Source organism: Rossellomorea sp. NS-SX7, from assembly GCF_052828565.1.
Genome location: NZ_CM128249.1, coordinates 3,782,624 through 3,804,100, shown reverse-complemented (window position 1 = coordinate 3,804,100; position 21,477 = coordinate 3,782,624). Strand labels below are relative to the sequence as shown.

20 protein-coding genes are annotated in these 21,477 nt (G+C 46.1%); all 20 read left to right on the top strand.

Translation table 11 applies throughout. The features are described 5' to 3' along the window. Positions 1-353 precede the first annotated feature (353 nt). The 20 genes from ACUXV2_RS18800 (at position 354) to ACUXV2_RS18705 (ending at position 21,070) form a co-directional block, all read left to right on the top strand. Complete coding sequence (locus tag ACUXV2_RS18800; RefSeq protein WP_446244673.1) at positions 354-716, top strand: response regulator; 363 nt, start codon at positions 354-356, stop codon at positions 714-716. Between the two features lie 181 nt (positions 717-897). Then, entirely contained in the window at positions 898-1,755 is an 858-nt protein-coding gene (locus tag ACUXV2_RS18795; protein WP_446244672.1) for a class II fructose-bisphosphate aldolase, read from the top strand. A gap of 180 nt (positions 1,756-1,935) precedes the next feature. Then, positions 1,936-2,577: a fructose-6-phosphate aldolase gene (gene fsa, locus ACUXV2_RS18790; RefSeq protein WP_446244671.1), complete on the top strand. Its 642-nt coding sequence runs from the start codon at positions 1,936-1,938 to the stop codon at positions 2,575-2,577. Between the two features lie 223 nt (positions 2,578-2,800). Continuing rightward, complete coding sequence (locus ACUXV2_RS18785; protein WP_446244670.1) at positions 2,801-4,084, top strand: UDP-N-acetylglucosamine 1-carboxyvinyltransferase; 1,284 nt, start codon at positions 2,801-2,803, stop codon at positions 4,082-4,084. Positions 4,085-4,353: 269 nt separating this feature from the next. Then, the gene (gene glpX, locus ACUXV2_RS18780) at positions 4,354-5,316 is read left to right on the top strand and encodes a class II fructose-bisphosphatase (RefSeq protein ID WP_446244669.1); all 963 of its coding nucleotides are present in this window, start codon (positions 4,354-4,356) and stop codon (positions 5,314-5,316) included. 613 nt (positions 5,317-5,929) lie between these two features. Then, complete coding sequence (gene rho / locus ACUXV2_RS18775; protein WP_446244668.1) at positions 5,930-7,192, top strand: transcription termination factor Rho; 1,263 nt, start codon at positions 5,930-5,932, stop codon at positions 7,190-7,192. A 210-nt stretch (positions 7,193-7,402) separates the two neighbouring features. Next, positions 7,403-7,615 (top strand): 50S ribosomal protein L31, encoded by a 213-nt coding sequence (rpmE, locus tag ACUXV2_RS18770; protein WP_446244667.1) that lies wholly within the window; start codon positions 7,403-7,405, stop codon positions 7,613-7,615. A 370-nt stretch (positions 7,616-7,985) separates the two neighbouring features. Continuing rightward, entirely contained in the window at positions 7,986-8,597 is a 612-nt protein-coding gene (locus ACUXV2_RS18765) for a thymidine kinase (RefSeq protein ID WP_446244666.1), read from the top strand. A 197-nt stretch (positions 8,598-8,794) separates the two neighbouring features. Beyond that, positions 8,795-9,256 carry a hypothetical protein gene (locus ACUXV2_RS18760; RefSeq protein WP_446244665.1) on the top strand — a complete coding sequence of 154 codons (462 nt, stop codon included), beginning with the start codon at positions 8,795-8,797 and terminating at the stop codon, positions 9,254-9,256. Positions 9,257-9,797: 541 nt separating this feature from the next. After that, positions 9,798-10,871: a peptide chain release factor 1 gene (gene prfA, locus ACUXV2_RS18755; protein WP_446244664.1), complete on the top strand. Its 1,074-nt coding sequence runs from the start codon at positions 9,798-9,800 to the stop codon at positions 10,869-10,871. Between the two features lies 1 nt (position 10,872). Next, entirely contained in the window at positions 10,873-11,739 is an 867-nt protein-coding gene (gene prmC / locus ACUXV2_RS18750) for a peptide chain release factor N(5)-glutamine methyltransferase (protein ID WP_446244663.1), read from the top strand. Positions 11,740-12,096: 357 nt separating this feature from the next. Further along, positions 12,097-12,966, top strand: a complete 870-nt coding sequence (gene spoIIR, locus ACUXV2_RS18745) for a stage II sporulation protein R (RefSeq protein ID WP_446244662.1) — start codon at positions 12,097-12,099, stop codon at positions 12,964-12,966. 460 nt (positions 12,967-13,426) lie between these two features. Continuing rightward, positions 13,427-13,867, top strand: a complete 441-nt coding sequence (locus ACUXV2_RS18740) for a GNAT family N-acetyltransferase (protein WP_446244661.1) — start codon at positions 13,427-13,429, stop codon at positions 13,865-13,867. A 354-nt stretch (positions 13,868-14,221) separates the two neighbouring features. Beyond that, entirely contained in the window at positions 14,222-15,262 is a 1,041-nt protein-coding gene (locus ACUXV2_RS18735) for an L-threonylcarbamoyladenylate synthase (RefSeq protein ID WP_446244660.1), read from the top strand. A 227-nt stretch (positions 15,263-15,489) separates the two neighbouring features. Further along, positions 15,490-16,044: a manganese efflux pump MntP gene (locus ACUXV2_RS18730; RefSeq protein WP_446244659.1), complete on the top strand. Its 555-nt coding sequence runs from the start codon at positions 15,490-15,492 to the stop codon at positions 16,042-16,044. A gap of 498 nt (positions 16,045-16,542) precedes the next feature. Further along, the gene (locus ACUXV2_RS18725; RefSeq protein ID WP_446244658.1) at positions 16,543-16,986 is read left to right on the top strand and encodes a low molecular weight protein arginine phosphatase; all 444 of its coding nucleotides are present in this window, start codon (positions 16,543-16,545) and stop codon (positions 16,984-16,986) included. A 21-nt stretch (positions 16,987-17,007) separates the two neighbouring features. After that, complete coding sequence (locus ACUXV2_RS18720; protein WP_446244657.1) at positions 17,008-18,297, top strand: methyl-accepting chemotaxis protein; 1,290 nt, start codon at positions 17,008-17,010, stop codon at positions 18,295-18,297. A 219-nt stretch (positions 18,298-18,516) separates the two neighbouring features. Further along, positions 18,517-18,957, top strand: a complete 441-nt coding sequence (gene rpiB, locus ACUXV2_RS18715) for a ribose 5-phosphate isomerase B (protein ID WP_446244656.1) — start codon at positions 18,517-18,519, stop codon at positions 18,955-18,957. Positions 18,958-18,972: 15 nt separating this feature from the next. Beyond that, positions 18,973-19,515, top strand: coding sequence for a TIGR01440 family protein (locus tag ACUXV2_RS18710; protein WP_446244655.1), 543 nt, complete (start codon positions 18,973-18,975; stop codon positions 19,513-19,515). A gap of 313 nt (positions 19,516-19,828) precedes the next feature. Next, the gene (locus tag ACUXV2_RS18705; RefSeq protein WP_446244654.1) at positions 19,829-21,070 is read left to right on the top strand and encodes a serine hydroxymethyltransferase; all 1,242 of its coding nucleotides are present in this window, start codon (positions 19,829-19,831) and stop codon (positions 21,068-21,070) included. Positions 21,071-21,477 lie beyond the last annotated feature (407 nt).

Sequence of the window (21,477 nt, the reverse complement as noted above, 5' to 3'; positions counted from 1 at the left end):
GTTACAGCGTTGATTGGAGTGCAAGACGAAGACTCCTGCGGGAGAAGTGGCCAATGTGAGACTTGTCCAGCTACAGGGCTAAGAGGCACATGTCATAATTCAACTCGTCCAAGAAGGCAAAGAACGCCTTCGTGGCCGATTCGCCTTATACCAAAGCCTCTTAGCAAAGCCCTTCCACTTTTCTTCCCGCAGTTTTAGCGACGAGGAGGCTCACGGGTCACCCGCGGAAAGCGAAGTCTTGCACGGAAATCATAAGCGGTATATGACAGGTATACAAAGATAAGACTGTCGCCAATGATCGTTTGTTAATGTTTGAAACATACATATTTTATTTAAAAAGGGGATTAAGCCATATGAATGAAAAGATACTTATTGTAGATGATCAGTTTGGTATACGAATTCTATTAAATGAAGTCTTGCAAAAGGAAGGCTACCAAACCTTTCAAGCGGCGAATGGCGTTCAGGCACTTGAAATCGTTGATAAACATTCCCCTGATCTCGTCCTGCTGGATATGAAAATTCCTGGAATGGATGGAATCGAGATCCTGAAGAGAATGAAGAAAAAGAACCAGGATATCCGTGTGATCATCATGACCGCATACGGGGAGCTGGATATGATTCAGGAAGCGAAGGACCTGGGTGCATTGACTCATTTTGCAAAGCCTTTTGACATCGATGACATCAGAAAGGCAGTAAGGCAGTACATTCCGGCATGACCCTGAAGTTAGAATAGTGAAAATAGTAGTATTTTTTACAAATGGCCTCTTCAGTTGGTAAAATCAATTATGTTTTGGTATGATACAAGTGAAATTGTTAACAATGTAGGTGTGAACGAGCTAAACTTCCATTATATTTACCAAAAATGGCACACTGACTGAATAAAAGGAGGAAATAAATATGCCTTTAGTTTCAATGAAAGACATGCTTATCAAAGCAAAAGAAAACAGCTATGCTGTTGGTCAATTCAACTTGAACAACCTTGAGTTCACTCAAGCGATCCTTCAAGCTGCTGAAGAAGAGAAATCACCTGTCATCCTTGGTGTTTCTGAAGGTGCAGCACGTTACATGAGCGGTTTCAAAACAGTTGTGAAAATGGTTGAAGGTCTTATGGAAGACTTGAACATCACAGTTCCAGTTGCGATCCACCTTGACCACGGTTCAAGCTATGACAAATGTAAAGAAGCAATCGATGCTGGTTTCACATCAGTCATGATCGACGCTTCTCACGGTCCTTTCGAAGAGAATATCGAAATCACTTCCAAAGTGGTTGAGTATGCTCACTCTAAAGGTGTTTCTGTCGAAGCTGAGCTTGGTACAGTCGGCGGACAGGAAGATGACGTCATTGCTGACGGCGTTATCTATGCTGACCCTAAAGAATGTCAAGAGCTTGTTGAACGTACTGGAATCGACACGCTTGCTCCTGCATTGGGTTCAGTGCACGGTCCTTACAAAGGTGAACCAAACCTTGGTTTCAAAGAAATGGAAGAAATCGGCGCTGCTACAGGAGTACCTCTAGTACTTCACGGCGGAACTGGTATCCCTACAAAAGATATCCAAAAAGCGATTTCTTACGGAACAGCTAAAATCAACGTAAACACAGAAAACCAAATCGCATCTGCCAAGAAAGTACGTGAAGTACTGGCTGCAGACACTGAAGTGTACGATCCACGTAAATACATGGGTCCTGCACGAGAAGCGATCAAAGCGACAGTGATCGGTAAAATGCGTGAATTTGGTTCTTCTAACCAAGCGTAAGCGAATAGAGGTAATGTCTGGAAAGCGACTGGAATCAGATTAGATCTTTCCAGACGTGGTAGAAAAAGAATGAAGCAGTAGGAGAGGACTGGCACCAGGGGAGGTAATGCCCTTTTTGGGTCAGTCCTTTCCGTTCATTATAAAAAGATTGAAAATTTTGTCGAAAAAGGGGTAATAGATTTGAAATTTTTTATCGATACAGCAAACATGGACGAAATCAGAGAAGCATTTTCATGGGGAATCGTTTCAGGAGTGACAACGAACCCATCACTTGTGGCAAAAGAAAAAGGCGTTACGTTTGAAGATCGCCTGAAAGAAATCACCGAACTCGTACCGGGTTCTGTCAGCGCTGAAGTCATCGCTACAGACGCGGAAGGGATGATCAAGGAAGGAAGGGAGCTTGCAAAGATCGCTCCGAACATCACGGTCAAGCTTCCGATGACCCCGGACGGATTAACGGCGGCATCGACTTTTTCCAAAGAAGGGATCAAGACAAATGTTACGTTGATTTTCAGTGCGAATCAGGCGCTTTTAGCGGCCCGCGCAGGCGCGACATATGTTTCACCTTTCCTGGGAAGATTGGATGATATCGGTCATGACGGACTTGAGCTGGTTTCAAAGATCGCTGAAATCTTCGCGATCCACGGTCTTGAAACGGAGATCATCGCAGCATCGACCCGCCATCCGCAGCACATCACAGAAGCTGCTCTGAGAGGCGCGCATATTGCAACCGTGCCGCTTAAAGTATTGAAGCAGTTATTCAACCATCCGCTGACGGATAAAGGAATCGAAGCCTTCTTAAATGACTGGAATAACAGATAAATAGCTTCTGCATCACGCAGGCTCTTAGGTCAAAAGGACCTATAAGAAAAAAATCGAAAATCCTATACATGTTTTGACGAAATATGTATAAACTAGTAGACAATACACTTCTTAGATCGTCTTCATATGGAAAAATAATCCTTTTTGTTCACTTGCTGGAGAACGGGACCTCAAACAGAATGAGTACCTTTCTTCACCATGGAACAGTGGAAGGGAGATTAAAATGGAAAAGCTTAAGATTGCAGGTGGTTATCCACTTGAAGGTACCATAAAAGTCAGTGGTGCGAAAAACAGTGCTGTAGCGTTGATACCGGCTACGATTCTTGCCGACTCGCCGGTTACGATTGAAGGTCTGCCGGAAATTTCAGACGTTCGTACGCTGCAGGACCTGCTTGAAGAAATCGGCGGAACGGTCAACTTCGAAGATGGAGAAATGAGGGTGGACCCAAGCGAGATGGTGTCCATGCCGCTTCCAAGCGGGAAAGTCAAAAAGCTCCGTGCTTCTTATTACCTGATGGGAGCTATGCTGGGACGCTTCAAAAAAGCGGTCATCGGTCTCCCGGGGGGCTGTCACTTGGGACCGCGTCCGATCGATCAGCATATTAAAGGATTTGAAGCGCTCGGTGCCGAAGTAACGAATGAACAGGGTGCGATTTATCTCCGCGCCGATGAACTGAAGGGTGCGCGTATCTACCTTGATGTCGTAAGTGTAGGCGCTACCATCAATATCATGCTTGCTGCCGTCCGTGCCAAAGGACGCACCATTATTGAAAATGCAGCGAAAGAGCCTGAAATCATCGATGTGGCGACGCTTCTGAGCAATATGGGTGCGAGAATCAAAGGAGCCGGAACGGATGTGATCCGTATTGACGGTGTCGATGAACTTCATGGATGCCGCCACACGATCATCCCCGACCGTATCGAAGCAGGTACGTTTATGATTCTTGCTGCAGCAGCAGGAAAAGGCGTCCTGATCGACAATGTCATTCCGTTACATATGGAATCAGTGATAGCGAAGCTCCGTGAAATGGGAGTACCCGTAGAAACGAATGATGACCAGATCTTTATCGGCAGAGCGGACAAGCTCAAATCGGTCGATATCAAGACGCTGGTTTATCCGGGATTCCCGACCGACCTTCAGCAGCCGTTCACGGCGCTCTTGAATCGAGCGGAAGGTTCCGCTGTGGTAACGGATACGATTTATTCAGCCCGCTTCAAGCATATCGATGAACTGAGACGCATGAATGCCACGATCAAAGTGGAAGGGCGTTCTGCCATCGTCAATGGCCCGGTTCAGCTTCAAGGGGCAAAAGTGAAAGCGAGCGATCTTCGCGCTGGAGCGGCTCTTGTAATTGCCGGCCTGATGGCAGAAGGGATCACAGAAGTCACAGGTCTTGAGCACATCGACCGTGGTTACAGCGATCTCGTCGAAAAGCTCGAAGGACTCGGCGCAACGATCTGGCGTGAAAAGATGACGGCGGAAGAGCTCGAACAATTAAAATCATAAAGGCTGATTGAAAAAATTCTCAGCTTTGAGAAGGATTGGCCACGCTTTTTTTGAAAAAAGGTCTCTCTGAACCGATAAATGTGTTACAATAAATCTGTTAATATGTTATACAATTTAAATTTATTGTAACGATTGCTGCTTTTCTATTGCATGAAATCATGTGCACCGGAGTGGTGAGCTGAACGTGAAGCCATTCTTTGAAACCATGAAGGTACAACACAATGGATAGAAAAGAGCTTTAACAATAGGGAATTCGGGAGGCTGTATACATGGAAAGAAGTTTATCAATGGAACTGGTTCGAGTAACGGAAGGAGCGGCTCTGGCATCTGCTAGATGGATGGGGCGCGGCAAGAAGGACGAAGCGGACGATGCTGCTACTTCTGCTATGCGTGACGTATTTGATACCGTACCAATGAAGGGAACTGTCGTGATCGGCGAAGGGGAAATGGACGAAGCTCCGATGCTGTACATCGGTGAAAAGCTTGGGACAGGATATGGTCCCCGCGTCGACGTGGCTGTGGACCCGCTGGAAGGAACGAATATCGTCGCATCCGGCGGATGGAACGCACTGGCGGTCCTGGCGGTTGCCGATCATGGGAACCTGTTGAACGCTCCGGATATGTATATGGATAAAATTGCAGTTGGACCTGAAGCGGTTGGTGAGATTGATATCAACGCTTCAGTTATCGATAATCTGAAAGCTGTTGCAAAAGCGAAGAATAAAGATATTGAAGACGTCGTGGCAACAGTGCTGAATCGTAAGCGTCACGAGCACATCATCCAACAACTCCGAGAAGCGGGTGCCCGCATCAAGCTGATCAATGACGGGGATGTTGCCGGCGCGATGAATACAGCATTCGATCACACGGGAGTCGATATATTATTCGGATCAGGCGGTGCCCCTGAAGGTGTACTTGCCGCAGTAGCACTGAAATGCCTAGGCGGGGAAATTCAAGGGAAGCTTCTTCCTCAGAATGATGCCGAGCTCCAGCGCTGCATCAGCATGGGACTTGATGTAGATAAGGTATTACGTATGGAAGACCTTGTAACAGGCGACGACGCGATTTTCGCTGCAACAGGTGTAACCGACGGTGAACTCTTAAGAGGTGTCCAGCTGAAAGGAACATACGGCTTGACTCACTCAGTCGTCATGCGTGCCAAGTCCGGAACCGTCCGCTTCATCGACGGCCGTCACAGCCTTCAGAAGAAGCCGAACCTGGTTATTAGATAAACATGTAGGCTGTGGTAAATTATGCCACTTAATAGAAACTTGATTGTTGAACATTAACGTTCCAGCGGTTGATTGGAGTGCAAGACGAAGACTCCTGCGGGAAAAGTAGCTAATGTGAGACCCCGCAGGAGTGAAGCGACGAGGAGGCTCACAGGCTACCCGCGGAAAGCGAAGTCTTGCACGGAAATCAAAAGCGGCGTTACAAAGCCTAGCAAGATAAAAGAGAAATCTTCAAAAAGATAGCGAAGGGGAAGGGTCTGCCTTTCTCCTTCAACATCTTATCACCCACAACTAACCTTCACAGGTGATCATTACCTTCCTGTTTTATTTCAAACACACAAAATGCACACCGGAAAAGCGAAAAGTCATGAATCGTGATCAACAGTTGAAAAGGGTACCTTGCGCTTTTTCGATAAGTATGGTTAAAATAGATAAGGTTTTTTCTTCAGCATTCTCTTTTTAATGCTTCATTACATTTCTTCATTTTATTTACAGGGTTATTTTACATAGATTGTTTTGTCCTTCGGGAGGGTAAATAAGACAACGTGCAGATCCCCTGATTTCAATTCACTAATTCAAAGCAGCAACCAAATTAATAAAGCGTGGTGTCATAATGGAAGAATTAACAATCTCCAGCTTAGAAAATATGAAGCTGAAAGAGCTTTATGAGCTGGCTAAACGATACAAAGTTTCATATTATAGTAAATTAACAAAAAAAGAACTGATTTTTGCCATTCTAAAAGTAAGAGCAGAGCAGGAAGGCTTCTTCTTCATGGAAGGTGTCCTTGAAATCATTCAATCAGAAGGCTTCGGTTTCTTAAGACCGATCAATTATTCTCCGAGCTCGGAGGATATTTATATTTCTGCCTCACAGATCCGCCGCTTCGATCTTCGTAACGGGGACAAAGTATCCGGTAAGGTACGTCCTCCGAAAGAAAATGAGCGTTATTTCGGACTTCTGCATGTAGAAATGGTTAACGGTGAAGAGCCGGAAGCAGCGAAAGAACGTGTTCATTTCCCTGCCCTGACGCCTTTATATCCTGATCGTCAAATGACGCTCGAGACTACACCGAATAAGATTTCCACACGCGTCATGGACTTGATGGCACCGGTCGGTTTCGGTCAGCGTGGTCTGATCGTTGCGCCGCCTAAAGCCGGTAAGACGATGCTTTTAAAAGAAATCGCCAATTCAATCACAACGAACCATCCGGAAGCGGAATTGATCATCCTTTTGATCGATGAGCGCCCGGAAGAAGTAACCGACATCGAGCGTTCAGTGGAAGCTGAAGTTGTTTCCTCGACATTTGATGAGGTACCTGAAAACCACATCAAAGTGGCGGAGCTCGTCCTTGAACGTGCCATGCGCCTTGTCGAGCACAAGCGTGACGTTGTCATACTGATGGACAGCATCACTCGTTTGGCCCGTGCGTATAACCTTGTGATCCCGCCAAGCGGACGTACGCTGTCAGGCGGTATCGACCCGGCTGCGTTCCACCGTCCGAAGCGTTTCTTCGGTGCTGCGCGTAATATCGAAGAAGGCGGTAGCTTGACGGTCCTTGCGACTGCACTGGTGGACACTGGATCACGTATGGATGACGTCATTTATGAAGAATTCAAGGGAACAGGTAACATGGAACTCCATCTTGACCGTTCACTTGCTGAAAGACGTATCTTCCCGGCAATCGACATCCGTCGTTCCGGTACGCGTAAAGAAGAACTTCTCATCCAGCAGGATCACCTTGATAAATTATGGGCAATCCGTAAAGCGATGTCCGACCAGCCTGATTTCGCGGAAAAACTTATGCGCAAGCTGAAACAGTCGAAAACGAATCATGAGTTTTTCGAAGTGTTGACAGAAGAAGCAAAGAAGCGTTAATCTAGTAATCGGTCATTTTAAAAGGACAGCATTTCCAATTTATTAGGTTGCAAAACCGGCATGTCCTTGTTATAATGTAATCAATGTGTTTTTAAAAAATGGATGCGGTAAGGGGCTGGCTATTACTACCATGCTTATGCTCATATCGCATATATCTTCGTAATAAATTACTCTGTTTCAGATGATTCAGGGCGGAAGGAGATGAAAGTAATGAAATCAGCAATTCATCCAAAGTACAACACGATCACAGTTAGTTGTGCATGCGGTAACGAATTTGAAACTGGTTCTGTAGCAGAAGAAATGCGCGTTGAGGTATGTTCTGAATGCCATCCATTCTACACAGGCCGTCAGAAATTCGCTGACGCAGGTGGACGTGTTGACCGTTTCAACAAAAAATACGGTCTTAAACAAAAACAACAATAATGAAGAGTCAGAAGATCAGGGAATTCGATACCGTTTATGTGCCTAGCATATGAATGGGACGGACTCTCTGAGTCTTCTCTTCACAGGATAAAAACAGGCAAGGAAATTCTGCTTGCCTGTTTTTTATTACGTAAAGACAAGATTGAGGCGGTTTTTTGATAAGAGCTGTGCCTCTTTTTTTCTGTCAATTTCGCGTTTGAAGAGCATTTTTTCCGTACATAAAGGAATGCTTTATACTAATAGATCATCAGCGGCCAAGATCCTCAAATGGTAAGATTGATTCAGGGATTATGTTTACTGAATATTGCGAAAAAGGATGCTTGGAGAATTGCTTTTTTATAAAAAGGGGTTAGAAAGGAGAGGCGCTTTCGTGTATGTCATGAAGCAAACCGGTTGGGTGGAAGTCATTTGCGGCAGCATGTTCTCTGGTAAGTCAGAAGAACTGATCCGCAGGGTCAGACGCACTCAATTTGCAAAGCAGGAAATTGCTGTGTATAAGCCAAAATTAGATAATCGCTATAGCGATGAATCCGTCGTATCCCACAATGGTACTTCGGTCATTGCAAAGGCAGTTGAGGAATCGGCTGTCATCCTTGAGGATCTGAATCCACAGGTGGATGTAGTCGCTATTGACGAGGTCCAATTTTTCGACGAAGGCATTGTGGAAGTCGTGCAGAAGCTTGCGAACAGCGGTTACCGCGTGATCCTTGCCGGACTTGATCAGGATTTCCGGGGAGAACCATTCGGTCCGATGCCGGCGCTGATGTCCATTGCGGAACAAGTGACCAAGCTTCAAGCTGTATGTGCCGTCTGCGGCTCTCCGGCGAGCAGGACCCAGCGCCTGATCAACGGTGAACCGGCCGGCTACGACGATCCGGTCATCCTTGTCGGTGCATCCGAAGCCTACGAACCAAGATGCCGTCATCATCATGAGGTTCCAAAAGGCATTAGTGTATCACCTGATATGGTGAAGGAATTATAAAACATTATTTGACTAAAGCCAAGCCGCTATCCGTATGGGATGGCGGTTTTTTTATTATTGAAGGCCCGTCCCTCGGTGGTTTAACGCGTTGAATTGGTCTGGGACGGGCTTTGCTGTTTTGCTGGGTAGAACAGCCAAAATTCACCTGGTATAACGAACCTCCTGATGGAAAAAGTAAAATCAGGAGGTGTTTTGGCATGATGAAAAGAATGATGCTTGCTCTGTTCTTTACGATGATCTTCATTATTGCCACGGCTTGCGGCAGTGTGAATCAGGAGTCTGAGTATGGGGCTCATAATGATGGCGGCGGGACGAACTTCATCGATACCCGTAAGCCTCATATGGATAATGACCCCAAAAACGTGAACAATGGCGAGAGTATGAATCAGAATCCCAATTTTCCGAACCTGACGAATAATATGGAGAATACATCCACGACAATGGGCGTCTATGAAGATAAAGCCAGGGAAGTCGTGAACGAGTACTCCCATTTTAAAGCCGATGAGGTCTGGATCAACGGGGAACAAATGTGGGTCACCGCCCATACAAAAAATGAAATGACCGCCAAAGAAACTGATCGAGAGGAAGCGAAGCTAAAGAAGAAACTCGAACAAGCGCTGCCTCGTTATGATGTGAATGTGAAGATTACGGAAAGATAAATATGAGGATTGAAGGGCGAGTGGAAGTTGGTTTCTGCTTGCCTTTTTGTGGTTAAAAGAGCGGATAATTTTGCCTGCTAATTTTCTGTATGCAATCTGAAGGGTGAATACATAACTATTTTTAAAGAGAATCCAGCGGTTGATTGGAGTGGAAGACGAAGACTCCTGCGGGAAGAGTAGCTAATTAGAAAAGCGGAAGGGCTTTGCTCAGAGGCGGGGGGCATAAGCCGAACCGGCCTGGAAGGCGCTCTTTGCCTTCTTGGTCGGTTTGGCTTATGACCTGTGCCTCTAAGCCCTGTAGCTAGACATGTGAGACCCCGCAGGAACGCAGTGACGAGGAGGCTCACGGGCTACCCGCGGAAAGCGAAGTCTTCCACGGAAATCAAAAGCGGCAATCAACGACCTTTCGTCATTTTCGGAGAATAATGAAACAGCACAATTTTTATATGAAGAAAACTTACCCCAATCCGAACCTTCTTGTTTTTACCCACCCCATATAATATAATTAGACTGTTATGGATTAAAATTGAGGTGAATAGCTGTGTTCGATCGTTTACAAGCAGTGGAAGATCGCTATGATAAGTTAAATGAGCTATTGAGTGATCCGGAAATTGTGAATGACCCAAAGAAGCTAAGAGAATATTCGAAAGAGCAGTCAGACATCCAAGCGACGGTAGAAGCTTACCGTGAATATAAAGACATCAACCAGCAGTATAAAGATGCGAAAGCGATGCTGGATGAGAAGCTTGATGCTGACATGCGCGAGATGGTAAAAGAAGAAGTATCCGAGCTTGAAGAGCAGATTGATGCACTGGAAGAGCGTTTGAAAATATTATTGATCCCGAAAGACCCGAATGATGACAAGAACGTAATCATGGAGGTTCGCGGAGCAGCAGGCGGAGACGAAGCCGCTCTATTTGCGGGTGACCTATACCGTATGTACAGCCGCTATGCAGAGTCCCAAGGCTGGAAGATCGAAGTGATGGAAGCGACGTCTACAGGTGTCGGCGGTTATAAAGAGATCATCTTCATGATCACGGGTAATGGCGCCTATTCAAAAATGAAATACGAAAACGGGGCACACCGCGTGCAGCGTGTACCTGAGACCGAGTCCGGCGGCCGTATCCATACGTCGACGGCAACGGTTGCGTGTCTTCCGGAAGCAGAAGAAGTGGAAGTGGATATTCATGAAAAAGATATCCGCGTCGATACCTTCGCATCCAGCGGACCAGGGGGACAATCGGTCAATACGACGATGTCTGCTGTACGTTTGACTCACATGCCGACAGGTGTAGTGGTTTCATGTCAGGATGAAAAATCCCAGATCAAGAACAAAGAAAAAGCCATGAAAGTATTGCGTGCCCGCGTATATGATAAATTCCAGCGTGAAGTCCAGGCTGAGTACGATGCAAACCGTAAGTCTGCTGTCGGTACGGGTGACCGCTCTGAACGGATCCGCACATATAACTTCCCGCAAAATCGCGTGACCGACCACCGAATCGGACTGACGATCCAAAAACTTGACCAGATCCTTGAAGGAAAAATGGAAGAAGTCATCGATGCACTGATCATCGAAGACCAATCCAAGCTCCTTGAAAGAATGGAAGAAGTGTAAAATGAACGTCACTGTATTTGAAGCCCTAAAGTGGGCTTCTTCTTTTTTAAAAGAGAATAACCGCGATGAAAATGCAGGGGAAATCTATTTGAGGCATCTGCTGGACGTGTCGCGTGCGCAGCTTTATGCAGAACAGCGGATGGAGGTCCCGTCAGGAATGTGGGAAGAATTCCAGGAAGGGATCCGGCAGCATGCCGGCGGGGTGCCGATCCAGCATATCATCGGATTTGAAGAGTTTTACGGCAGGTCTTTCAAGGTGAATGAGCATGTGCTGATTCCAAGACCGGAAACTGAAGAGCTGATTTATTATGGTCTTGAAAGAATGAAGAAGCTGTTTAAGCGAGGGCAAACCCTGCGGGCGGCTGATATCGGTACGGGCAGCGGGGCGATCGCGGCAACGCTGAAGCTTGAAAGTACAGATCGTCCGGTTGAGATGATGGCAGTGGATATCTCTGAGGAAGCGCTGGCTGTGGCTAAGGAAAACAGTCAACGGTTAGGAGCGGAGATTCTTTTTTATCAGGGAGATCTGATGCAGCCGCTGATTGAAAAAGGCGTCAAGCTTGATATCATGCTTTCGAATCCACCTTATATTCCGCTCGGTGACCGCGAAACGATGTCGGAAGTGGTCGTCGATCATGAACCTCAGCTCGCTTTGTTTGGCGGGGAAGACGGGTATAATTTGTATCGTCGGTTTATGGGCCAGCTCCCGGCGGTCATGAACGAAACGTTCATGATAGGATTCGAGGTCGGTGCCGGCCAGGGTGAGACGGTCGCTGACATGCTTCGTGACACATTCCCGGAAGCGGAGACGGAAGTCGTATTTGATATTAACGGTAAGGACCGGATGGTTTTTTGTTGCAGGAAGTAGAGTTTAATACAAAAGTGCATGTTGGATAGGATTTTTGTTTTTACACGTTTAGGAGGCTCCTTTTAGAAAAGGAGTCTTTTTTTTACGCACATTTAGGTGAAAATAAGCGTTCAAATCGTGTTTTAATAGAATAATAGTCGACCAAATGGGGTGGAGCGGCCTCATATTATCAAAAACCAAGGATTTATTATCAAAATCCCAGTTTTATTATCAAAAACAGAGGATTTATTATCAAAAACAAGAATATATTATCAAATATATTGTGCCTGCACTTTTTATAGAAAAAATATCAATTTACTAGTTTAAGATTTCGCCATCTTGTCCAGACTGTTTTACTGAGGGGAAGGTGGAGCGAAAATGAAAACAAAACACGCGGTATTATCTTATATTCTGATTTTAACTTTAGGGACTATCTTAAGTTTATATATTCCGAAACAGGAAATCGCTGCAGAGGAGCCGATGGTGATTCCACAGGAAGCGATTCGCCTGCGTATCCTCGCTAACAGCGATTTAGAGAAAGACCAGAACGTGAAACGTTTGGTGCGTGATGAGGTTAATAAAGAGATTACAGAATGGGTCGGCAGCCTCACATCCCAGGAAGAAGCGAAGAACATCATCAAAGCGGGACTGCCAGAGCTTCAACAGATTGCAGAAGACGTGGTGGCAGCACAAGGACTTGATCAAAGTGTGTCAATCGATTTCGGCAAAGTTCAGTTCCCGACAAAGCTATACGGACAGTATCTTTATCCAGCGGGTGAGTATGAAGCAGTATTGATCACACTGGGAAAAGGAGAAGGGGCGAACTGGTGGTGCGTGCTGTATCCGCCGCTGTGCTTTCTTGACTTTTCAACAGGTAACGCGGTAAGAAGCCCAGGGTTTGAAACAACGGTCGAAGCAAGCGGCGAAGTGGTCACTGAAGTAGATCCGGAAGACGAATTGGCTGCAGAAAAAGAGGAGCCTGCTGAAGAAGAGGCAGTGGATATGGAATTGCCGGCAGAAGTAGCAGAAGAGCAAGAAGTTGTAGAAGAAGAACTTGAAGAAGCAGCAGTGAAGTCCGAAGTTTCAATCGTTAAAGAAAACAAATTGATTGAAGGATTTCAAACGAAAGATAATGTAGAAGAAAAAGAGCAGCCGGTTAACCAAGAGGTTTTTGTTGCAGAAGGTGAACAGGAAGAAGTAGAAGTGCGCTTCTTCGTAGTAGATCTTGTAAAAGGATTTTTTAACTAAACATATGGCTTCATCTCAGGATGAAGTCTTATTTTTTGTATTATCTTCTTTAATAGTATGATAAAGATGTTTTTTGAATTTAGGGGATTTCCGGCGGTTGATTGGAGTGGAAGACGAAGACTCCTGCGGGAAGAGTAGCTAATGTGAGACTTGTCCAGCTCCGGCGGCTAGCCCCTCGAGGTCATAAGCTAAATAGGCAAAAAAGGAAAAATGCGCCTTTTCAGCCTATTCATCTTATGCTTGTCGGGGCTGAACGAGCCGCCTCCGCTTTTCTGCCCGCAGGACGCAGTGACGAGGAGGCTCACGGGCTACCCGCGGAAAGCGAAGTCTTACACGGAAATCAAAAGCGCTGTTTCAAAAGCATTCTATTAAAAATAGAAATCTACTAAATAATAGTTCTAATCCTTCCTTCCTCTCATAAATTAAAAGTAAAGGATGATAGAAAAGGGAGGAAGAAAAAATGACGAAAACAATCAGGCAGGCAACTCATGAAGATATTTATAAAGTAATTGGATTCCTGGTCAAAGCGGGATTGAGCACGGAAGGGGTTAAGAACACGATAGATTGCTTTCTGATGGTGGAAGATGAAGAACAGAATTTGATCGGGACGCTTGGGATCGAGATGCGGGGCAGTACCGGGCTGCTTCGTTCGCTGGTAGTCACCCCTGCGTTTGATACAGAAGAAATCTTTACCCTCTTCCAGGAAATTTTTAAGCTGGCAAAAGAAAAGGATTTAGCCAAGCTTTACTTGATTACAAATCGAAGAGCTTCATTAAATTTCTTTGAAGTATTAGGTTTTCAACAGGAACCACAATCGTTTGTGGATGAACTGAAAGCTTTCGTTCATGCCAAACAGTTATCCACAGTGGATAACCTGCTGACGATGAGCCTTCAACTGTAAGGGGATTCTCTAAATTTCGACAAATGGGTAATTTAAAAGCCAGGGATGTACATTCCATGTGACGGATCATTTTTCAACAAAATGGTCCGATTTTTTTATGAGTGGATTCGACAAAAAGCGAGTGAACCTGTGAGTTTGTCGAAATGTCTCTTTTTTCTGAATTATTCACACTCGTCCACAGGGTTATCCACAGAGGGATGCGGTTTATGCACGTTTTGTGGATAATACTTGAGAATTCACTAGGTTTCTTTTATACTTTCAAAAGAGTATGATTGTGGAACACTTGATAATTCAGTGTTTATCCACATTGATGTGAATAGATGTATGCTCGATTGAAAAAGGTGGACGAATGATATGATAAAACATTGGATTGTGGAAAATGATGTGGATAATAAAGAAAGTTATCCACAAATTGTGGATGCAGCTCGGATTTTGCAACAAAACGAGGTTGTGGCTTTTCCTACGGAGACGGTTTACGGGCTTGGAGCGAATGCCAAAAGTGATGAAGCCGTGGATAAAATTTTTAAAGCAAAAGGAAGGCCATCCGATAATCCACTGATTGTCCACATATCAAATAAAGATCAATTAATAGAGCTGGTTGAAGATATCCCTGCATCGGCGGAAAAATTGATTTCTTCCTATTGGCCGGGGCCATTGACTCTTATTTTTCATAAAAAAGATGGAGTGCTTTCTGAAAAGGTGACGGCTGGACTCGATACGGTCGCGATCCGGATGCCGGATCATCCCGTGGCGCTTGCCATTATTGAAGAATCTGGTCTGCCGATAGCAGCGCCAAGTGCGAATCGTTCGGGAAAACCAAGCCCGACCACGGCTCAGCACGTGATCGATGACCTTGAGGACCGCATCATCGGTGTGGTTGACGGCGGTGAAACGGGTGTCGGGGTTGAATCAACCGTAGTCGATTGTACGGGGCCGGCTCCGGTCATTTTAAGGCCGGGTGGAGTGACGAAAGAGCAGCTTCAGGAAGTCGTCGGTGAAGTAGGCGTCGATCCTTCGTTGAAAGAAGGGAAGGGCGTCCCGAAATCACCCGGGATGAAATACACGCATTATGCTCCGGATGCCCCCGTCTATTTGGTCGATGGAACGCGGGAAGACGTGCAAAAACTTGTGGATGAGAAAAGGGATGAGGGATTGAAGGCCGGTGTGTTGACCACGGATGAATTTGTGAACGACTACCGTGCTGATGTCGTGCTTTCCGTCGGGCGGAGAGACGATTTGAAAACGGTCGCCCATGGACTTTATGATACGCTGCGCGCATTCAATAATCGTGACGTGGATATCATTTTTGCAGAGATGTTCCCTGAAGAAGGGGTTGGGCTTGCAATTATGAACCGGCTACAGAAGGCTGCAGGGTACCGGGTGATAAAAGCTTGATTGGTTAACTGTAAAGCAGCGGGACATGCGCTGCGCTTGCCGGATGGTGAGCGGAAATCGTGTAAACGTATAAATTAAGACCCCCTGCTGATTCGTGGCGGGGGTTTTTTTGTTGAAATATTTGTGGGATGATAAGCGATCGATATTACGATAACTTTTTTGTCATTCTATTTCTTTTTGGACGTGCATAAGTTTGTCTTGAAGGCACGTCCAGAGGAGGAAAAGAAATGACAACGCTTATCGGAGAATTGATTACCCTGATGTTAATGGCATTTGCTCTCGGGATGGATGCCTTTTCGATTGGTATTGGTATGGGGATGTTTCAGCTTCGTTTGAAGCAGATTTTTTACATAGGATTGACGGTCGGCATTTTCCACGTGTTCATGCCGCTCTTTGGAATGATGACGGGGAAATTTTTATCCGTCACGTTCGGGGCGTTTGCTACTTACGCTGGGGGAATACTCCTGGTTGTGCTTGGCATACAGATGTTTTTATCCAGTTTTAAAGATGAAGAGACGACATTGATTTCTCCGGTGGGATTCGGTCTCATGTTATTTGCTCTCAGTGTCAGTTTAGATAGCTTTTCGGTAGGCTTGACCCTCGGGATATTTGGCGCACGGACTGCTGTGGCGCTTGCTTGCTTCGGGGTGGCCGCCACCCTCCTGACCTGGACAGGACTTTTGCTGGGAAGGAAGTTCCAAGGCGTCCTCGGCACTTACAGCGAAGCGCTCGGAGGCAGCATCCTCTTTGCCTTCGGGATCAAGCTGTTGCTTCCATTATAAATTGGAGGTCAGTCCCAGCTTGCGTTAAATCGCTAAAAGCCCGTCCCTCACTGCTTTAATGTGGTGGGGCGTTTTTGTGTTTGGTGGAGATATAGAAGCGATGTTTTCAATGGAATATTGTGCTGTTCAAGGATTTAGGAGTTCGAAGCATAAGTGGAGTGTGGTAAGAAAACCAATAAGAGCTTCTTGGCAGATTTCCCTTATGTATATTGTTACGAATAATGCATATCGGCTTTATAAGAATTACTTTTTCACCATTAAAAACACAGAGTGGATTGTAGCGGAAGGCACTTGACTCCGACGGGATATAGAGGAAAAGTCGAGACCCCGCAGGCGGAACGCCGAGGAGGCTCGACTTCCTCCCCGCGGAAAGCAAGTGCCTGGAGCGAAAAGGAACGGTCAGCTTCAGAAATGATACTTTTCTTTTTGTATTCTTTGTGAATGTGCTATATGGGAAATGGAAATTATTTTATAATAGGCATTAAGGAGGATGAGATGATGAAAATCTTATTTGTTTGTACGGGAAATACATGCCGCAGTCCGATGGCGGAGGCGGTATTGAGACATAGGGGATCCGGGCGGTTTGAGGTGAAATCGTCGGGTGTGTTTGCGATGGATGGAAGTGATGCTTCATTTCAGGCTAAAGAAGTTCTGAAAGAGAACGATATAAAACATGAGCACCAATCCAGCACGCTCCGGAAAAAGGACCTCGACTGGGCGGATTATGTGTTTACGATGACCGCTCATCATAAATGGGCGATCATGGATCAGTATCCGGAAGCTTCCGATAAAGTGTTCACTTTAAAGGAATATGTGCTTGAGGATGCTGAAGACATGGACGTTTCCGATCCGTTTGGGGGAAGTGTTGACATCTACAGACATACATATAGAGAGCTGGAATCGCTGGTCGAGCAATTGATCAGAAAGCTTGAAAAAGATTGATATTTTGAGGAGAGAAAAGGGATGGGGAAAGAGAGAAAGTATAAGTCCGGTCTTAGAAAGAAATTGGTATTCTTTATTACAATTTTGGCTTTGGTCACGTATTCAACGTCGGCATTTTTCATTTATTTTATCAAACCTACTTTTGCACCGGACATGAATGAGTTTTTATTTACGAGTGTCACATTGGGCATGGGTGTGTTCTGGTCAGCAGTGCTGGCATTCTTCGCCGCTGGTTTTATCGTAAAACCGCTGCAACGTTTGGAGCAGGCGGCGCTTAAGGCGGCAGAGGGAGACATCGCGGTGGAAGTGGAAGTGCCGAAGTCTGATGATGAAATTCGTGCGCTTGGACTCGCATTCAACCGCATGCTTCATAATCTTCGAGATATGGTGTCCAGCATCGAGGAGAATTTTGCAAAAACAAATTCAAACGTAGTCGATTTATCAAAGGCATCTGAAATGGCTTCACAGCAGGCGGATGCCATTTCAAGGACGATCAGTGAAATATCCGCTGGCGCTGAAAGTTCGGCCATGTCCATCCAGACTACGGCCGAATCGGTTGAAGATGTGATTCAAATTGCACAAGAAGTGCAGAATCATTCTAAATCTTCCGAGCAGCTGTCCAAAAACATGGTCACCGAGCTTCAGGGAAGCAAGGAGGTCATCCATTCTTTGGTAGAAGGAATCACAACGCTCGCGCAGGGTAATGAAGATTCGCTTGTGGTTGTCCGCAGGTTGGAAGACAACGCGAAGAAAGTGGAACAGATCATTCAATTGGTCGGGGATATCGCCAACCAGACGAATCTACTCGCGCTGAATGCTTCCATTGAAGCAGCGCGTGCTGGTGAGCACGGAAAAGGATTTGCAGTCGTAGCGGAGGAAGTCCGTAAACTTGCTGACGAAAGCGGAAAAGCGGTACAAGGGATTTCTGATCTGATTAAAAATATCCAAACTGAAGTCGGTAACGTCGTCGGACAGATCACCAACCAGGTGACGACGGCCAACAAGGAAGCGGAAAAAGGTGCGGAAACAAATGAAGTCATTGAAACAATGACAAACACGATTCATGAAGTCGCAGACTCCGTTCAGAAAATCTCCGGACTAGTAGACAGACAAATGGAAAGCATCAGGCTCACTTCCCAGCAGTCCCAGGAAGTGGCGGCGATCGCAGAAGAGACGTCTGCAGGAGCGGAAGAAGTGTCGGAATCGACCCGCGAACAGGCTGCGGTCATGGAGAATGTCGAGGAATTGGCGTTGAACCTGAAGAAGCAGGCAGAGTCGCTGAAGGGGACAATCACTCGTTTTCATTTATAATTGGTAGATGCTGATAGCATGGGCTCCGGTCCGTGCTATTTTTTTTGTGACTTTGAAGGTCCGTCCCAGCGTGCGGTGCCGCGTTACAGAGGCGAGGGACGGGCCTTCGAGGTGTGGGGAAAACGACTTTTTTCCTAAGATGAAAAACTTTATCTATTCCTGCGGGTATGGCAAAATAAAAGGAAACAAACACTAGTCAAAAATGGGGAGTGACGATGGATGAAAATCGCAATTGCGTCAGATCACGGCGGGGTTAATATTCGTGAAGAAATCAAATCATTAATGGAAGAAATGGGACTTGAATATGAGGACTTCGGTTGTGAATGCGGCACGTCAGTCGACTATCCGGATTATGCGGTTCCGGTTGCCGAGAAGGTAGCGAGCGGCGAGTTTGACCGCGGCATCTTGATTTGCGGAACGGGTATCGGTATGAGCATTTCAGCCAATAAGGTAAAGGGCATTCGCTGTGCGCTTGTGCATGATGTATTCAGTGCGAAAGCGACACGTGAACATAATGACAGCAATATGCTTGCAATGGGCGAACGCGTCATCGGCCCTGGGCTTGCACGTGAAATCGCAAAAACTTGGCTGGGAACAGAATTCGAAGGCGGACGCCACGCCAATCGAATCGGTAAAATCACGGCATACGAAGACAAATAATAGGAAGTGGGTTTCATGGAAATCACTCAATTGCAGGAACAGCTTAGCAGTATATTGACAGAGTTCAAGGAAAAGGTTTCGTTGAAAAAAGGCCAGGTTTTTGTGGTCGGATGCTCAACCTCGGAAGTCATCGGTGAACGAATCGGAACGGCTGGAACATTCGATGTGGCTGAGATGATCTATGATGAGTTAAAAGGGTTTGCAGATTCTCTCGGTGTATCGCTTGCTTTTCAATGCTGCGAGCACTTGAACCGTGCAATCGTTCTGGAACGTGAAACGGCTGAGCGTCTGCGTCTTGATGAAGTGACCGTCGTGCCAGCCCGGTCTGCTGGCGGTGCAATGGCGACCCATGCTTACCGCTCTTTTGAGGATCCGGTCATGGTGGAGTTCATAAAAGCGGATGCCGGAATCGATATCGGTGACACGTTCATCGGCATGCAGCTGAAGCATGTGGCGGTGCCGGTGAGGGTTGCACAGAAAAGCCTCGGCGGAGCGCATGTGACGCTCGCTGTGACCCGTCCGAAGCTGATCGGCGGGGTTCGGGCTGTGTATGAATAAGGAATAGGAGGTCAGTTCTTTGGTGCGTTGATGCATTGGAGGACGGGCCTTTGATTTTTGTGCCGGGTATATGTTGAAGTGATTGTACCCGGTATTAGCCCCTTTGGTGTACCTGGTACACACGCGCGCTTCTGTACCAGGTGCAAATTATAGTGAAAAACCTTTTTACCCCCCCTTTCAATCCCCAAAACACGAACATTTCAATTTACCCACACGTTATTATTTCGCGTTCTCCATAATCATGATAGAATGAGATTGAATGAATCAAGATGGCGCAGCTTAGAATGGGCCGATGACTAAAAGGGGGATATGTATGAGTAAGATTGCCAAGCAAGATCCGGAAATTTATGCAGCGATTCAAGATGAATTAGAGCGTCAACGTACTAAAATCGAGTTAATTGCATCTGAGAATTTTGTCAGTGAAGCCGTTATGGAAGCACAAGGTTCGGTTCTGACGAACAAGTATGCAGAAGGGTACCCAGGTCGTCGCTATTATGGCGGGTGTGAGCATGTCGATGTAGCGGAAGACTTAGCGCGCGATCGTGCGAAAAAGTTATTCGGAGCGGAGCATGCGAACGTGCAGCCTCACTCGGGGGCACAAGCCAACATGGCAGTCTACTTCACAATCCTTGAGCAGGGTGACACGGTTCTGGGGATGAACCTTTCCCATGGAGGACATCTGACGCACGGAAGTCCGGTCAACTTCAGTGGAATCCAGTACAACTTTGTTGAGTACGGGGTTGATAAGGAAAGCCACCTGATCAATTATGAAGATGTTCGTCAAAAGGCGCTTGAGCACAAGCCGAAATTGATCGTAGCGGGAGCAAGTGCGTACCCTAGAAAGATCGATTTTGCGAAATTCCGTGAAATCGCGGATGAAGTGGGCGCTTACCTGATGGTGGATATGGCTCACATCGCAGGTCTCGTAGCTGCCGGCCTTCATCAGAACCCGGTTCCTTACGCAGATTTCGTGACGACAACGACTCATAAGACACTGCGCGGTCCTCGCGGTGGAATGATCCTTTGTAAAGAAGAGTTCGGCAAGAAGATAGACAAGTCTATTTTCCCTGGTCTTCAAGGCGGTCCGTTGATGCATGTCATCTCAGCGAAGGCTGTATCGTTCGGTGAAGCACTGCAGGAATCTTTCAAAGATTATTCGCAAAATATCATCGATAACGCAGCGCGTCTTGGCGAGAGCTTAGGAAAAGAAGGCATCGACTTGGTATCAGGCGGTTCTGACAACCACCTTCTATTAATCGATCTTCGCTCACTTGGTTTAACTGGTAAAATCGCAGAGAAGGTTCTTGATGATATCGGTATCACCGTTAATAAAAACACAATCCCATTCGATCCGGAAAGCCCATTCGTCACAAGCGGAATCCGTATCGGTACAGCGGCTGTCACGTCCCGCGGTTTTGGCAAGGAAGAAATGGACGAAATCGCGTCCATCATGGCCCTTACCCTCAAAAACCACGAAGACGAAACAAAGCTGGAAGAAGCTCGCAAACGTGTTACAGATTTAACAAGCAAATTCTCTTTATATCCTGAGAAATAATAGATTGTTGGAGACCTCCTCAGAAGAATGGATTCTTTTGAGGAGGTTTTTTAATTAGGTAAATAATTTGATAGTTAGGCAGATATCTATGGTTTCAGTCGTTGAAACAGGAGGGTTATTCAAAATAAAATGTGTATTTAGGTAAAGCTACTTAGAGTATCTAAATAGAATTCTATACTTTAACTCAGCTGAATCCAGCTTTTGATTGGAGTGGAAGACTAAGACTCCTGCGGGAAAAGTGACTAATGTGAGACCCCGCAGGAGCGCCAGCGACGAGGAGGCTCACGGGTCACCCGCGGAAAGCGAAATCTTCCACGGAAATTAAAAGCGGTATAAGAAGGGTTCACTTTCTCCCATTCTTTTGATAAAACATAACGATTTCATTACACCTCCCAACTTTTATTGCT

Coding starts and splice junctions, on each gene's coding strand:
- ACUXV2_RS18800 (WP_446244673.1), top strand. CDS start 354: ATGAATGAAAAGATACTTATTGTAGATGATCAGTTTGGTATACGAATT.
- ACUXV2_RS18795 (WP_446244672.1), top strand. CDS start 898: ATGCCTTTAGTTTCAATGAAAGACATGCTTATCAAAGCAAAAGAAAAC.
- ACUXV2_RS18785 (WP_446244670.1), top strand. CDS start 2,801: ATGGAAAAGCTTAAGATTGCAGGTGGTTATCCACTTGAAGGTACCATA.
- glpX (WP_446244669.1), top strand. CDS start 4,354: ATGGAAAGAAGTTTATCAATGGAACTGGTTCGAGTAACGGAAGGAGCG.
- rho (WP_446244668.1), top strand. CDS start 5,930: ATGGAAGAATTAACAATCTCCAGCTTAGAAAATATGAAGCTGAAAGAG.
- rpmE (WP_446244667.1), top strand. CDS start 7,403: ATGAAATCAGCAATTCATCCAAAGTACAACACGATCACAGTTAGTTGT.
- ACUXV2_RS18760 (WP_446244665.1), top strand. CDS start 8,795: ATGATGAAAAGAATGATGCTTGCTCTGTTCTTTACGATGATCTTCATT.
- prmC (WP_446244663.1), top strand. CDS start 10,873: ATGAACGTCACTGTATTTGAAGCCCTAAAGTGGGCTTCTTCTTTTTTA.
- spoIIR (WP_446244662.1), top strand. CDS start 12,097: ATGAAAACAAAACACGCGGTATTATCTTATATTCTGATTTTAACTTTA.
- ACUXV2_RS18740 (WP_446244661.1), top strand. CDS start 13,427: ATGACGAAAACAATCAGGCAGGCAACTCATGAAGATATTTATAAAGTA.
- ACUXV2_RS18735 (WP_446244660.1), top strand. CDS start 14,222: ATGATAAAACATTGGATTGTGGAAAATGATGTGGATAATAAAGAAAGT.
- ACUXV2_RS18730 (WP_446244659.1), top strand. CDS start 15,490: ATGACAACGCTTATCGGAGAATTGATTACCCTGATGTTAATGGCATTT.
- ACUXV2_RS18725 (WP_446244658.1), top strand. CDS start 16,543: ATGAAAATCTTATTTGTTTGTACGGGAAATACATGCCGCAGTCCGATG.
- ACUXV2_RS18720 (WP_446244657.1), top strand. CDS start 17,008: ATGGGGAAAGAGAGAAAGTATAAGTCCGGTCTTAGAAAGAAATTGGTA.
- rpiB (WP_446244656.1), top strand. CDS start 18,517: ATGAAAATCGCAATTGCGTCAGATCACGGCGGGGTTAATATTCGTGAA.
- ACUXV2_RS18710 (WP_446244655.1), top strand. CDS start 18,973: ATGGAAATCACTCAATTGCAGGAACAGCTTAGCAGTATATTGACAGAG.
- ACUXV2_RS18705 (WP_446244654.1), top strand. CDS start 19,829: ATGAGTAAGATTGCCAAGCAAGATCCGGAAATTTATGCAGCGATTCAA.